Raw genomic sequence first — 12,332 nt, 5'->3', positions numbered from 1 at the left:
CCGGTGTCGCAACCGTGGCCCCAATCGCGCCATGGCCTGCCAATGCGCCCTAGAGTGGCCCCACTGCCTCATGAGGAAACGCCGGGCCGTCCCGAGTTTCCTCACCCCTCGGGGGGCCTGACGCTCAGCGGCAGGTCTGGGGGCACTCTCATCAACCCAGGAACCGCGATGCAAGTTCCGCCAACTGGAGTTCTTCCCATGCGCACCACCGCCAGCCACACTGCCAGCCCCGCCAAGTCGCGCTCACCCGCTGCCGGCAAGACCACTGGCCGCGCGCCTGACGCGATCACGCTGCTGCGTGCTGACCACGCCGAGGTCAAGAAGCTGTTCAAGGAATACGAGAAGCTGGCCAAGGCCGAAGCCCCGGCCGAGGATCGCAGCAGCATGGCGCTGAGCATCTGCGAGATGCTGACGGTGCACGCCCAGATCGAAGAAGAGATCTTTTATCCCGCCGCCCGCGAAGTGCTGCCCGAAGGCGATCTGGTGGACGAAGCCACCGTGGAACATGCCAGCGCCAAGGACCTGATCGCGCAGATCGAGGCCGGCAAGCCGGACGACGCGCTGTACGACGCCAAGGTCAAGGTGCTGGGCGAGCTGATCGACCACCATGTCAAGGAAGAGCAGGACGAGATGTTCCCCAAGGTCAAGAAGGCCGGCATGGACACCAAGGCCGTGGGCGCCCAGCTGGCTGCCCGCAAGGCCGAGCTGATGGCTTCGCACTGACGCCGGCACCGAAGGAGTTGCCCATGAACCGATTGCCTCCCCGCTGCCACGCCCCCGGCGGCTCGGACCACGCAGGCGCTGGCGGCCCCGGCACCAGCACCTCGGTCGGCCCGGACCCGGCGACCACCACGCTGCCCGACAGCGAAAGCCCGCGCGAATGGCTGGACGAACGCACTCAGAAGCCAGCCGGCGACAAAGGCCAGCCGCAAGGCGTGCCGCTGGCCAGCCAGGATCCGGACCGGTTCACGCCCCCGCTGGGCCAGACCGGGCGCCGCCAGGCCGAAAAGGGCGAGGCGGTGGAGTCCAAGCGCGGCGCCTACTGAAGGGCCGCACAAGACCCGTCGCCGGACGGGCCAACGCTGCCCAAGCGGTGCCGGGCGGCGTAGAGTCAAGGCCGTCCGGCCCGTGTCCGGCCATCTTCGGCTATCTCTTTGGTCATCAGACAGGAGACCGTCCCATGATGCAGCGCCCCCCGTCCGCGCCCATCGCGCCGACGCCATTTGCCGCGCCAGTCGCTGTACCGGACGCGGCGCAGGCCACGCAGGCCCGGCAGGCGCCCTGCATGACCTGCAACGAACAGGTCCAGACGGAGGGCCGGCTGTGCATGTCGCGCGACACCGAGCCCTGGGACAGCCGCCACGTGGTGCCTGACGACGCCAACGCCTACGGCCTGCGCCGCGTGGACGACGCGGCAGGCCACGACACGCGCCACGAAGGCAGCGCGCAAGGCCTGGTCTAGGACCTCCAGGCATGCGCCTTGCCGGTGGCAAGGCCTTCCCGGCTTTGACCCGCGGTGCCGCGAGGGTCGGTCTTCGGCTGCTTCGGATCGCAGCCGGCCAGCGCAATCGCCATCAGCGCCATGCGCCGCGGCAAGCCCTTGGGCGCGGCCGATCCGGGCGCTTGCACCGGCTGGCCGGCGCGGCAATTCGTGCCGCAGCTTGTGCCGTCGCAGCCGCGCACGCCCGCGTCCCCGTCCAGCACCAGCATCGGCGGCTGGGCCGGCGGACTCGGCATGGGCGGCGGCGGCGCAATGGGTGGCACACCGTAAGGTGGCGGGTCGCCGATGGGTGGCGGCGCGGGCGGGATTTCGGGCGGCGGGGGCATCGTCGGCTCGGTTGGCGGCAAGTGCGCGTGGAGAGGAGCCTGCAGATGGGGCGGCAGGGGCGAATGGGTGCGGATCTTCCGGCCAGGCATCCTCATGGGAGTCTCCGTCAACAGTGGGCTTGTTTCAGCCGGGCAGGTGGCGTGCCCGCGCAGGACCCGGCGCGCATCGGCTTCACCGGCTCTGGTCCTACGGCGGCTTCCATCACGCCAAAGCCCAGGCGCTGCCAGCCCCAATTTATTTAGCTGCGGCCGTCAGCTGCCACCGGCCCGCTCCCGCAGCCTTGCTTTCAAGCGCCGCCGGTGGACTCGCGCTCGACGATGCGGAAGCCCACGTCCACCACCGGCCGGGCCGGGGTTTCGCCGCGGCAACGGGCCAGCAGCAGCTCGGCGGCCTGGCGGCCGATGGCCGGGCCGTCGACCTGCACGGTGGTCAACGAAGGCGCCATGTGGGCGGCGAAGTCAGCGTCGCCAAAGCCGCAGACGGCCAGGTCCCGCGGCACGCGCAGGCCGCGCACGGCGGCTTCGGTCAACACGCCTTGCGCGAGCTGGTCCGAACTGCAGTAGATGGCGCGCACGCCGGGCGACTGCTGCAACAGCTCGCCCAGCGCGCGCCGCCCCAGCGCCAGGCTGCTGGGCGCCGGCACCACCACCGTGGGCACCTCGCGCCCGATGACGGAGAGAAAACCTTCGCGCCGCACCGAAGCGCGCTGGTCGTCCCCGGTCGCGATGCCGACCTGCTGCCAGCCCCTGGCGAGGAAATAGCCGGCGACCGCGGCCCCCACCTTGAGGTGCGAGAAGCCGACCATCATGTCGACCGGCCGCTCGCTCAGGTCCCAGATCTCGACCACCGGCGTGCCCAGCCGGCGCAGTTGCTCGCGCGCCTTGGGCGAATGCACCAGGCCGGCGAAGACGATGCCGTCCGGCCGGCGGCTGGCCAGCGTGTTCACCAGCGCTTCTTCGCGCGCATGGTCGTAGCCGCTCTGGCCGAGGATCAGCTGGTAGCCCGCGGCGGCCAGGGTTTCGGTGAGCGTCTGCACCGTGGGCAGGAACTGCGCGACCGAGATCGCCGGCACCAGTGCCGCGACCGTCATGCTGCGGCGCGACTTCAGGCCGCCGGCCAGCAAGTTGGGGATGTAGCCGGTCGCCTCGACGGCCTGGCGCACCTTCGCGATGGTCTTCTCGGAGACCAGGTCCGGGTTGCCCAGCGCGCGGGACGCGGTGATCAGCGACACACCTGCCGAGCGCGCCACGTCGTGCAGCGTGGCGGCACGTGGCGAGGCGGGCGTGGTGTCGGAAGCGGAAAAGGCGTTGGGCATGGCGGCGGCGTGAGCCTGCGCATTGTCCGACACCTCCGATGGGTCGCTTGACTCGCCTAAATGACAACGTTACCATTTTGCCAAGCGAGCGCTTCAATCTTCGGTCTTGGCCCGACCTTGCCATGACTGTTGACCAGATGGCGATGGCAGCGACCGGAATGTCGAAATCTTACCGCTCGAAATGACAACGTTACCAATTTGATTCACTTCCCGCCCATGAACGCTTCTGCACTCCCCGTCCTGGCCGCCGACGACCGCATCGCCTGGCTGCGCATCTCCTCCTGCTACCTGCCGCTGGCCACGCCCATCAGCGACGCCAAGGTGCTGACCGGCCGGCAAAAACCGATGACCGAGGTGGCGATGCTGTTCGTCGAGCTGCAGACCGAACAGGGCGCCGAAGGCCTGGGCTTCAGCTACTCGAAGCGGGCTGGCGGGCCGGGCCAGTTCGCCCATGCCTGCGAGATCGCCCCGGCGCTGCTCGGCGAAGACCCGAGCGACATCGGCAAGCTGTGGGACAAGCTTTGCTGGGCCGGCGCGTCGGTCGGCCGCAGCGGCCTGTCCACGCAAGCCATCGGCGCGTTCGACGTGGCGCTGTGGGACCTGAAGGCCCGCCGTGCCGGCCTGCCGCTGGCCAAGCTGCTGGGCGCGCACCGCGACTCGGTGCGCTGCTACAACACCTCGGGCGGCTTCCTGCACACCCCCCTGGAACAGCTGCTGGTGAACGCCGCGGCCTCGGTGGAACGCGGCATCGGCGGCATCAAGCTGAAGGTCGGCCAGCCGGACCGTGCGCTGGACATCCGCCGCGTGGAAGCCGTGCGCAAGCACCTGGGCGACGGCGTGCCCATCATGGTGGACGCCAACCAGCAATGGGACCGGCCGACCGCGCAGCGCATGTGCCGCATCTTCGAGTCCTTCGACCTGGTGTGGATTGAGGAGCCTCATGATGCCTACGACCACGAAGGCCACACCGCGCTGGCCGCCGCGTTCGACACGCCGATTGCACCCGGCGAGATGCTGACCAGCGCCGCCGAGCACGGCGACCTGATCCGCCACCGCGCGGCCGACTACCTGATGCCGGACGCGCCGCGCGTGGGCGGCATCACGCCCTTCCTGAAGGTGGCGGCGCAAGCCGAACACGCAGGCCTGATGCTGGCGCCGCACTTCGCGATGGAGCTGCACGTGCACCTGGCCGCGGCCTACCCGCGCGAGCCCTGGGTCGAGCACTTCGACTGGCTGGAGCCGCTGTTCAACGAACGGCTGGAGATAGCGCGCGGCCGCATGCGGGTGCCCAAGCGGCCCGGCCTGGGCATCAGCCTGAGCGAGCAGGCACGGGCCTGGACGCGGGAGAGGGTCGAGCTCGGCCAGCGCCATTGAGCGAGCTCTTCCTTCACAAAACACATCAACGGAGACAAGCCTCATGAACCTCAAGCACACCTTCGCCGGCTTGCTGCTCGGCCTGGCCGCCGGCATCGCTCCCGCCTCGGCCGCCTGGCCGGACAAGCCCGTCACGCTGCTGGTGCCCTTCCCGCCCGGCGGCTCGACCGACAACATCGCGCGCCTGCTCGGCGCCCAGCTGCAGCAAAGCCTGGGCGCGACCTTCGTGGTCGACAACAAGGCCGGTGCCGCCGGCACCATCGGTGCCGGCCAGGCCAAGCGCGCGGCGCCGGACGGCTACACGCTGCTGGTCGCGTCGCTGGGGCCGTTCGTGATCGCGCCGCACCTGCAGAAAGGCGTGAGCTACGACGCGCTGAAGGACTTCGACTACGTCACCGTTGCCGTGCAGTCGCCCAACGTGCTGGCCGTGCCGGCGAACTCGCCGTTCAAGAGCGTGGCCGAAGTCATCGCCTACGAGAAGGCCCACCCCGGCAAGATGAGCTTCGCCTCGGCCGGCAACGGCACCAGCGACCACCTCACCGCCGAGCTGTTCTGGCAGCAGACGGCCACCGAAGCGGTGCACGTGCCCTACAAGGGCGGCGCGCCGGCCATGTCTGACCTGATCGGCGGCCAGGTGGACGCAACCTTCATGAACGTCAACACCGCCGTGCCGCACATCAAGGCCGGCAAGCTGCGCGCCCTGGCCATCACCAGCAACCAGCGCTCGCCGGTGCTGCCCCAGGTGCCGACGATGACCGAGCTGGGCCTGCCCGGCGTCACCGTCTATTCCTGGCAGGCCGTGGCCGCGCCCAAAGGCCTGCCGGCAGACATCAAGGCCAGGCTGCGCGACGGCATCGTCAAGGCGCTGAACGATCCGCAGGTCAAGGCCGGCCTGCTGGACCTGGGCTTCGAGATCGTCGCCAACACGCCCGAGCAGTTCACCGCCTTCCAGGCGACCGAGTTCGCGCGCTGGAAGAAGGTCATCGACACCGGGCACATCACCGCGGATTGAGCGGCGGCTTGGTCGTGAAGCGAGGGTCGCAGCCGACGTGCTCGACCAGGAAGGCCAGCACCGCGCGCACCCGCGCAGGCAGGCGCTCGCTGCGGCCCAGGTAGACGGCGTGGATGGGCGCACGCTCGTCGGGGTTGAAGCGCTCCAGCACGGGGATGAGGCGGCCGGCATCCAGGTCGTGCTGGATGTGGTACCGGGACAGCCGCGCCAGGCCGGCACCGGCCAGCGCCAGGTTGCGCAGGGTTTCACCGTCGCTGGCGCGGATGCGGCCGCGCACCGGCACATCCAGCGGCTTGCTGCCCAGCAGCAGCGGCCAGTCCGGCATGCGGCGGCGGTAGCTGAAGTCCAGCAAGTGGTGCGCGGCCAGATCGGCGGGTTGTTGCGGCGTGCCGCGCTCGGCCAGGTAGGCCGGCGAGCCGACGATGACCTGGCCGGTTTCGCCCAGGCGGCGCGCCACCAGGTCGGACGCCGGCAGCGGGCCCCAGCGGATCGCGATGTCGGCCCGCTCGTCCATCAGGTCGATCACGCGGTCGGTCAACGCCACGTCCAGCGAGAGCTGCGGATGCTGCGCCAGGAACCTGGGCACCAGCGGCACCAGCACATGGGTGCCGAAGGACACGCTGGTGTTCAGCGTGACGCGGCCACGCGGCTCGGCGTCGGCCCCGGCCGCGCGCTCGGCCTCGTCCAGGTCGGCCAGCACCTGCACCGCGCGCTCGTAGAACTGCTGACCCTCGGCGCTGAGCTGCAGCTTGCGCGTGGAGCGATGCACCAGCTGCGTGCCCAGCCGCGCTTCGAGCCGGCCGACCAGCTTGCTGATGGCCGAAGGCGTCATGCCCAGCACGCGCGCCGCGGCCGAAAAGCCGCCGCGCTCGACCACCTGCACAAAGGCTTCCATTTCGCCGGAGCGGTTGACATCGAGGCGTGGCATCGGGCGAGTGATGTGAATTCAAATCACAGGTGATTGTCCGAGCGGCATTCTAGTCAACGATGCGGCGATGCAGCAAAGTTGCCTCACCATGAAAACCGCTTCCACCTCCCCTCGCCTGCCGATTGCCTTGCTGGCATTGACAGCCGGCGCCTTTGGCATCGGCACCACCGAGTTCGTCATCATGGGCCTGCTGCTGCAGGTCTCGGCGGACCTGCATGTCACCGTCGCCGGCGCCGGCCTGCTCATCTCCGGCTATGCGCTGGGCGTGGCCGTTGGCGCGCCGCTGCTCACGCTGGCCACCCGCAGCCTGCCGCGCAAGACCGTGCTGCTGGCGCTGATGGCCATCTTCACGCTGGGCAACCTGGCCTGCGCGCTGGCGCCCGGCTACGGCTGGCTGATGGCCGCGCGGGTGCTCACCGCGCTGGCGCACGGCACCTTCTTCGGCGTCGGCTCGGTGGTGGCCACCGGCCTGGTGCCGCCGCAGCGCCGCGCCTCGGCCATCGCCATCATGTTCACCGGCCTCACCGCCGCCACGCTGCTGGGCGTGCCGGCCGGTGCCTGGCTGGGCCTGCAGTTCGGCGGGCGCGCCACCTGCTGGGCCGTGACCGTGATCGGCATGCTGGCCTTCGCCGTCATCGCGCTCTTCGTGCCGGCCAAGGCGGGTGAAGACGCCAATGCCGAGCCGGTGAAGCTGCGTGACGAGGTCGCTGTGCTGGCCCGCCCGCAGGTGCTGTTGGGCCTGGCGATGACGGTGCTGGGCTTTGCCGGCGTGTTTGCGCTGTTCACCTACATCCAGCCGCTGCTGACGCAGGTCACCGGCGTGTCGGACACCACCGTCTCGGCCCTGCTGCTGGTCTTCGGCGGCGGCCTGGCCGCCGGCAACCTGCTGGGCGGCAAGCTAGCCGACCGGGCGCTGATGCCTGCGGTGCTGGGCAGCTTGGCAGCGCTGGCGGTGGTGCTGCTCGCCACGCCGCTGTTCATCGACAACCCCATCGCGGTGACCGGCTTCATCGCAGTGTTTGGCGTGGCCGCTTTCGCCACGGTGGCGCCGCTGCAAATGCGCGTGCTGGAGCAGGCCGCAGGCGCCGGGCAGAACCTGGCCGCCAGCCTGAACATCGCCGCCTTCAACCTCGGCAACGCGCTGGGCGCCTGGCTGGGCGGCGTGGCGCTGACGCACGGCCCCGGCCTGCGCTCGCTGGGCGGCGTGGCCGCGCTGCTGACGCTGGCCGGGCTGGGTCTGGCGCTCATCAGCCGCCGGCTGGAACAGCGCGGCCGGCCGGTTCCGGCGCGGCTCTCGCGCGCGGCCTGAGTCCCATCTTTTCTCTCTCATTCAGGAATCTCAAATGGAACACCGCTTTCTCGGCAACTCCGGCTTCAAGGTGCCGGCCCTCGGTTTTGGCGCCGGCACCTTCGGCGGCCAGGGCCCGCTGTTCAGCGCCTGGGGCAACACCGACGTGGACGGCGCCCGCCGCATCATCGACATCTGCCTGGACGCCGGCGTGAACCTGTTCGACACGGCTGACGTGTATTCCAACGGCGCGTCCGAAACCATCCTCGGCGCCGCGCTGAAAGGCCGGCGCCACCAGGCCATCCTGTCGACCAAGCTGTCGCTGCGCAGTGGCGACGGCCCGAACGACGCCGGCTCGTCGCGCCACCATTTGATCGAAGGCGTGAACGCCGCGCTGAAGCGGCTGGACACCGATCACATCGACATCCTGCAACTGCATGCCTTCGACGCGATGACCCCAGTCGAGCAGGTGCTGCGCACGCTGGACGACCTGGTGCGCAGCGGCAAGGTGCGCTACCTCGGCGTGTCCAACTTCGCGGGCTGGCAGCTGATGAAGTCCCTCGCCGCGTCCGAGCGCCTGGGCCTGCAGCGCTACGTGGCCAACCAGGCGTACTACTCGCTGATTGGCCGCGACTACGAGCACGAGCTGATGCCGCTGGGCCAGGACCAGGGCGTGGGCGCCATCGTCTGGAGCCCGCTGGGCTGGGGCCGCCTGACCGGCAAGATCCGCCGCGGCCAGCCCTTGCCCGAAGGCAGCCGCCTGCACGAGACCGCCGGCTTCGCGCCGCCGGTGGAGGACGAGCGGCTCTACCGCGTGATCGACGCGATGAGCGAGGTGGCAGAGGAAACCGGCAAGACGCTGCCGCAGATCGCCTTGAACTGGCTGCTGCAGCGGCCCACCGTCAGCAGCGTGCTGATCGGTGCACGCACCGAGGAACAGCTGAAGCAGAACCTGGGCGCGCTGGGCTGGCAGTTGAGCGCGGCGCAGATGGACAAGCTGACCACCGCCAGTGCGACCACACCACCTTATCCGCACTATCCATACTGGAACGGCATGTTCGCCGAGCGCGCGCCGGTGCTGGCGCTGCAACGCGCCGCGGGTTAATCGCCGCGCGGCGGCGCCCAGCTGTCGATCAGCGCCCGCGTCTGGTCGCGCACCGTTTGCTTGAGCAGCGCGAGGTGCTCGCCGTCCAGTTGCACCCAGCCGAGCGACTGCAGTGCGGTCTTCGGCACCACGTGGAAGACCAGCAGCTGCCCCTGCGCCGTCATCATGCGCAGCAGGGTCAGCGGATCGTTGGCAGGCCGGCCGCTGAGGCGGGCCACCACCTCGGCCACAGCCCGCTTCAGGCGCTGCTTGCCCGGGCTTTCCTGCACTTCGGCCAGCGCACCGCGCCCGGCCTGGTCCTGGGCGATGAACAGGCGGCGGTGCTGGGCTTCGTCGCTCAGCAGCAGCCGGTCGGCCGTCGCGTCCTGCATCAGGAAGAAGGCTTCCATCAGCGTCTCGCGTGATGCCTTAGGGTCCGCCAGCGCGGCCTCCATCGCCGCCAGAGCGGGTGCGAAATGCGCCTCTGCGCTGCAGGACAGGTCCGCCATGCAGGCCTTGTACAGGCCTTCCTTGCTGTCGAAGTAGTACTGCAGCGCCGGCGCATTGACGCCGGCCATGCGCGCGATGTCGCGCGTGGACGCGCCTTCATAACCCCGCTCGCCGAACAACCGGATGGCCGCTTCGATCAAGCGCTGGCGCGTTTCCTCGCCGCGCGCGTAGCCCCCGTCGGCGCGGTGGCGCGGTCGGGCCGGTTCTGGGGTGGCGGGAACGTCTGGCTTGGCCATTTCCAAAAATATAGCAGTTGACAGATTTCTTCCATCTGGAAAAAATCTATCAACCGTACGAATTTGGAGTTCCGCATGTCCACGCCTGACCAGCCCAAGCCGGCCGCCGCCTCGAAACCGCCAAGAAAGATGCGCGGCCGCGTTGTGGCCTGGGTGTTCGGCCTGGGCGCGCTGCTGGCCGGCGGTGCCTGGGGCCTGCACTGGTGGCAGGTCGGCCGATTCATCGAAAGCACCGACGACGCCTACCTGAAGGCTGACGCGGTGGTCGTCACGCCCAAGGTCGGCGGCTACGTGGCCGAGGTGCTGGTGCAGGCCAACCAGGTGGTGCAGCAGGGCACGCCGCTGGTGAGGCTGGACCGGCGCCAGTACGAGGCGCTGTTCGACCAGGCCAAGGCCCAGCTCGAAGCCCGCGAGGCCGACCTGCAGCGCGTGAAGGCCGAGCTGGTGCAGCAGCAGGCACAGATCGAGCAGGCGCAGGCCCAGGAGACCGTGGCGCGGCTGGCCGAACACCATGCGCACGACGAGGTCGAGCGCTACGCCCCGCTGGTCACCACCGGCGCCGCCACCGACGAACGCCTGGCCGAGCTGCGCAACACGCTGGCGCAGGCCCAGGCCAACCTCGTCTCGGCCAGCGCCGCGCTGAAAGCCGCGCGCAGCAAGCTCGGCACCAGCCAGGCCCAGGTCGCGCAGGCCGAGGCCCAGTCCCGCGCGGCCGAGGCCTCGCGCCGGCAGAGCACGCTGGACGTGGACGACACGCTGCTGCGCAGCGCGCAGGCCGGCCGCGTGGGCGACCTGTCGGTGCGCGTGGGCCAGTTCGCGCAGCCCGGCACGCGGCTGATGAGCATCGTGCCGGTGCAGCAGACCTACCTGGTGGCGAATTTCAAGGAAACCCAGATCGGCCGCATGCAGGCCGGCCAGCCGGTGCAGCTGCATGTGGACGCCTGGCCTGGCGAGACGCTGCGCGGCGTGGTGGAAAGCTTCTCGCCCGGCACCGGCGCGCAGTTCGCGCTGCTGCCACCAGAAAACGCCACCGGCAACTTCACCAAGATCGTGCAGCGCGTGCCGGTGCGCATCCGGCTGGACCTGGACACCAGGCAGCGCGCCCGCCTGCTGCCCGGCCTGTCGGTGACGGCCGACGTGGACACCCGCGGAGCCGCAGACCATGGCTGAAGAGGCCGTGGCGGCGCCGCCCGCGCCAGCCCGTGAACCCAACGCCAGCCTGAACGACTGGATCGCGGTGACGGCCGGCGCTTTGGGCGCGCTGATGGCCGTGCTGGACATTTCCATCACCAACTCGGCGCTGCCGCAGGTGCAGGGCTCCATCGGCGCCACCGGCACCGAAGGCACCTGGATCTCGACCGGCTACCTGATGGCCGAGATCGTCGTGATCCCGCTCTCGGCCTGGCTCACGCGGGTCTTTGGCCTGCGCAACTTCCTGGTCGGCGTGGCGCTGCTGTTCACGCTGTTCTCGGCGCTGTGCGGCCTGTCGACCAGCCTGGGCATGCTGATCGCCGCGCGCATCGGCCAGGGGCTGACCGGTGGCGCGATGATCCCCACGGCACAGACCATCGTGCGCACCCGGCTGCCGCGCCACCAGCTGCCGGCCGGCATGACGCTGTTCGGTCTCACGGTGCTGCTCGGGCCGCTGCTGGGCCCGGTCATCGGCGGCTGGCTGACCGAGAACATCAGCTGGCATTGGTGCTTTTTCATCAACGTGCCGATCTGCGTGGGCCTGGTCGGGCTGCTGCTGTGGGGCCTGCCGGCCGACAAGCCGCACCTGGGCGAATTCGTCGGCGCCGACTGGCTGGGCATCGCCGGCCTGGCGCTGGGCCTGAGCACGCTCACCGCGGTGCTGGAAGAAGGCCAGCGCGAGCGCTGGTTCGAGTCCGACCTCATCATCGTGCTCAGCCTGGCGTCGGCCATCGGCATGGCGATGGTGGCGCTCTCGCAGCGGCTGGCTGCGCGGCCCATCCTGCGGCTGAGCCTGCTGCGCAACAAGAGCTACGCCAGCGTGATCTTCATCGTCTTCACCGTGGGCGCGGCGTTCTACGGCGTGTCCTACCTGGTGCCGCAGTTCCTGGCGCAGATCTCAGGCTACAACGCGCAGCAGGCCGGTGCGGTGATGCTGCTCAGCGGCATCCCGGCCATCCTGATGATGCCGATGCTGCCGCGCCTGCTGGGCCGCATGCGCTTCTCGGTGCTGGTCATCGCAGGCTTGCTGCTCATCTTCGGCAGTTGCTGGCTGGACAGCAGCCTCACGGCCCAGAGCGCCGCGGGCGAGTTCACCTGGTCGCAGCTGCTGCGCGGCCTGGGCCAGATCCTGGCGATGATGCCGCTGAACCAGGCCGCGATGGCCTCGGTAGCGCGCGAGGAATCGGGCGACGCCGCAGGCCTGTACAACATGGCGCGCAACCTCGGCGGCTCGGTCGGCCTGGCCTTGATCGGCACCTTCATCGACCGGCGCGATGCCTTCCATGTCGACGTGATCAACAGCTCGGTGAGTGCCAATGCCGAGATCACGCAGTCACGCATCGCCGCCAGCACCGCCGGCCACCTGGCCCAGGTCGGCGACTTCGCCCACGCCCAGCTGCAGGCCCTGGCCGAGCTGGCCGGCCAGATCCGGCTGGAAGCGCTGGTCATGACCTACTCCGAGACCTTCTACGCGCTGGGCCTGGTGATGCTGCTGTGCGTGCCGCTGGCGCTGCTGATCAAGACGCCCCGCACGCCGGCGCCGGCCGCGGAGGCCGCACATTGAGG

13 protein-coding genes are annotated in these 12,332 nt (G+C 69.9%); 9 read left to right on the top strand and 4 right to left on the bottom strand.

What is annotated here, in order from left to right; translation table 11 throughout:
- The first annotated feature begins 198 nt into the window (after positions 1–198).
- The 3 genes from ACAH41_RS25500 to ACAH41_RS25490 all read left to right on the top strand — a co-directional run bounded on the left by ACAH41_RS25500 (position 199) and on the right by ACAH41_RS25490 (position 1,462).
- A complete protein-coding gene (locus ACAH41_RS25500) occupies positions 199–723 on the top strand; it encodes a hemerythrin domain-containing protein (protein WP_325650812.1) in 525 nt (174 codons plus the stop codon).
- A 23-nt stretch (positions 724–746) separates the two neighbouring features.
- Complete coding sequence (locus ACAH41_RS25495) at positions 747–1,046, top strand: hypothetical protein (protein WP_325650814.1); 300 nt, start codon at positions 747–749, stop codon at positions 1,044–1,046.
- Positions 1,047–1,180: 134 nt separating this feature from the next.
- Entirely contained in the window at positions 1,181–1,462 is a 282-nt protein-coding gene (locus ACAH41_RS25490) for a hypothetical protein (RefSeq protein ID WP_325650816.1), read from the top strand.
- Here ACAH41_RS25490 and ACAH41_RS25485 read toward each other — a convergent pair.
- Both ACAH41_RS25485 and ACAH41_RS25480 read right to left on the bottom strand, forming a co-directional pair.
- Entirely contained in the window at positions 1,459–1,827 is a 369-nt protein-coding gene (locus ACAH41_RS25485) for a hypothetical protein (RefSeq protein WP_325650818.1), read from the bottom strand. The two genes, ACAH41_RS25490 and ACAH41_RS25485, sit on opposite strands and share 4 nt — an antisense overlap.
- A 287-nt stretch (positions 1,828–2,114) precedes the next feature.
- Entirely contained in the window at positions 2,115–3,143 is a 1,029-nt protein-coding gene (locus ACAH41_RS25480) for a LacI family DNA-binding transcriptional regulator (protein WP_325650820.1), read from the bottom strand.
- Positions 3,144–3,359: 216 nt separating this feature from the next.
- Between ACAH41_RS25480 and ACAH41_RS25475 the strand changes: the two genes are divergently transcribed.
- Positions 3,360–4,517, top strand: coding sequence for a mandelate racemase/muconate lactonizing enzyme family protein (locus ACAH41_RS25475; protein WP_370538592.1), 1,158 nt, complete (start codon positions 3,360–3,362; stop codon positions 4,515–4,517).
- A gap of 43 nt (positions 4,518–4,560) precedes the next feature.
- The gene (locus ACAH41_RS25470; protein WP_325650822.1) at positions 4,561–5,529 is read left to right on the top strand and encodes a tripartite tricarboxylate transporter substrate binding protein; all 969 of its coding nucleotides are present in this window, start codon (positions 4,561–4,563) and stop codon (positions 5,527–5,529) included.
- Here ACAH41_RS25470 and ACAH41_RS25465 read toward each other — a convergent pair.
- Positions 5,516–6,457, bottom strand: a complete 942-nt coding sequence (locus ACAH41_RS25465; protein ID WP_325650823.1) for a LysR family transcriptional regulator — start codon at positions 6,455–6,457, stop codon at positions 5,516–5,518. The genes ACAH41_RS25470 and ACAH41_RS25465 overlap by 14 nt on opposite strands.
- Before the next feature lie 88 nt (positions 6,458–6,545).
- Between ACAH41_RS25465 and ACAH41_RS25460 the strand changes: the two genes are divergently transcribed.
- Positions 6,546–7,766: an MFS transporter gene (locus tag ACAH41_RS25460; protein WP_370538591.1), complete on the top strand. Its 1,221-nt coding sequence runs from the start codon at positions 6,546–6,548 to the stop codon at positions 7,764–7,766.
- Between the two features lie 34 nt (positions 7,767–7,800).
- Positions 7,801–8,850, top strand: a complete 1,050-nt coding sequence (locus ACAH41_RS25455; protein WP_325650827.1) for an aldo/keto reductase — start codon at positions 7,801–7,803, stop codon at positions 8,848–8,850.
- Here the strand turns inward: ACAH41_RS25455 and ACAH41_RS25450 are convergent.
- Entirely contained in the window at positions 8,847–9,575 is a 729-nt protein-coding gene (locus tag ACAH41_RS25450) for a CerR family C-terminal domain-containing protein (protein ID WP_325650828.1), read from the bottom strand. The genes ACAH41_RS25455 and ACAH41_RS25450 overlap by 4 nt on opposite strands.
- 75 nt (positions 9,576–9,650) lie before the next feature.
- Between ACAH41_RS25450 and ACAH41_RS25445 the strand changes: the two genes are divergently transcribed.
- Complete coding sequence (locus ACAH41_RS25445) at positions 9,651–10,745, top strand: HlyD family secretion protein (protein WP_325650829.1); 1,095 nt, start codon at positions 9,651–9,653, stop codon at positions 10,743–10,745.
- Positions 10,738–12,330: an MDR family MFS transporter gene (locus ACAH41_RS25440; protein ID WP_325650831.1), complete on the top strand. Its 1,593-nt coding sequence runs from the start codon at positions 10,738–10,740 to the stop codon at positions 12,328–12,330. Before ACAH41_RS25445 ends, ACAH41_RS25440 begins: the two co-directional genes overlap by 8 nt.
- Positions 12,331–12,332 lie beyond the last annotated feature (2 nt).

Origin of the sequence: Ideonella sp. (assembly GCF_041287625.1) — a bacterium.
Taxonomy (GTDB): domain Bacteria; phylum Pseudomonadota; class Gammaproteobacteria; order Burkholderiales; family Burkholderiaceae_C; genus Ideonella.
Note: the sequence above shows the minus strand (reverse complement) of the source record. Positions and strands in the feature narration are given on the sequence as shown.

Bases quoted from the DNA above. Each gene is read 5' to 3' on its own strand.
- ACAH41_RS25450 (WP_325650828.1), bottom strand. From the start codon at position 9,575: ATGGCCAAGCCAGACGTTCCCGCCACCCCAGAACCGGCCCGACCGCGC.
- ACAH41_RS25480 (WP_325650820.1), bottom strand. From the start codon at position 3,143: ATGCCCAACGCCTTTTCCGCTTCCGACACCACGCCCGCCTCGCCACGT.
- ACAH41_RS25440 (WP_325650831.1), top strand. From the start codon at position 10,738: ATGGCTGAAGAGGCCGTGGCGGCGCCGCCCGCGCCAGCCCGTGAACCC.
- ACAH41_RS25455 (WP_325650827.1), top strand. From the start codon at position 7,801: ATGGAACACCGCTTTCTCGGCAACTCCGGCTTCAAGGTGCCGGCCCTC.
- ACAH41_RS25470 (WP_325650822.1), top strand. From the start codon at position 4,561: ATGAACCTCAAGCACACCTTCGCCGGCTTGCTGCTCGGCCTGGCCGCC.
- ACAH41_RS25475 (WP_370538592.1), top strand. From the start codon at position 3,360: ATGAACGCTTCTGCACTCCCCGTCCTGGCCGCCGACGACCGCATCGCC.
- ACAH41_RS25485 (WP_325650818.1), bottom strand. From the start codon at position 1,827: ATGCCCCCGCCGCCCGAAATCCCGCCCGCGCCGCCACCCATCGGCGAC.
- ACAH41_RS25460 (WP_370538591.1), top strand. From the start codon at position 6,546: ATGAAAACCGCTTCCACCTCCCCTCGCCTGCCGATTGCCTTGCTGGCA.
- ACAH41_RS25445 (WP_325650829.1), top strand. From the start codon at position 9,651: ATGTCCACGCCTGACCAGCCCAAGCCGGCCGCCGCCTCGAAACCGCCA.
- ACAH41_RS25495 (WP_325650814.1), top strand. From the start codon at position 747: ATGAACCGATTGCCTCCCCGCTGCCACGCCCCCGGCGGCTCGGACCAC.
- ACAH41_RS25490 (WP_325650816.1), top strand. From the start codon at position 1,181: ATGATGCAGCGCCCCCCGTCCGCGCCCATCGCGCCGACGCCATTTGCC.
- ACAH41_RS25465 (WP_325650823.1), bottom strand. From the start codon at position 6,457: ATGCCACGCCTCGATGTCAACCGCTCCGGCGAAATGGAAGCCTTTGTG.
- ACAH41_RS25500 (WP_325650812.1), top strand. From the start codon at position 199: ATGCGCACCACCGCCAGCCACACTGCCAGCCCCGCCAAGTCGCGCTCA.